Below are 416 nucleotides of genomic sequence, written 5' to 3'. Positions count from 1 at the left end.
CTCATTAGCTGATGCGATCCATATCCTCGTCGCTGCAAGTTTGAGAGCGGCGAGATAGTTGTCGGCACGTCGGTCATATCGGGTTGCTAGGCCCCGCATCTGTTTGATGCGATTGAAGAAGCGTTCTACCTGATTGCGCTGACGGTAGACCCATCGACTGAAGCTGAATGTCTTTTTGCGGTTGGTCTTTGCGGGAATGTTCGCCCAACACCTGCGTTGTTTGGCAAAGTGACGAATGGCATCGGTGTCATATGCCTTGTCGGCAAGGATTGTTGCTCCGGGCTGAACATCGCTCAGCAGCTTTTCAGCCATGGGGGCATCAGCAGCCTGACCTGCGGTTAATTCCAGGCGAACCGGCAAACCATCGGCATCGACAAGTGCGTGGATCTTGGTTGTCAGGCCGCCACGCGAACGTC

1 protein-coding gene is annotated in these 416 nt (G+C 54.8%); it reads right to left on the bottom strand.

The genetic code is table 11. The features are described from left to right. The coding region (locus MRBLMR1_RS29150) for an IS5 family transposase (protein ID WP_500067082.1) at positions 1 to 416 on the bottom strand (416 nt) is incomplete at both ends.

It is taken from the genome of Neorhizobium sp. LMR1-1-1.1, from assembly GCF_040675795.1.
GTDB classification, from domain to species: Bacteria; Pseudomonadota; Alphaproteobacteria; order Rhizobiales; family Rhizobiaceae; genus Neorhizobium; species Neorhizobium cellulosilyticum.
This window is presented reverse-complemented; position numbering and strand designations above follow the sequence as displayed.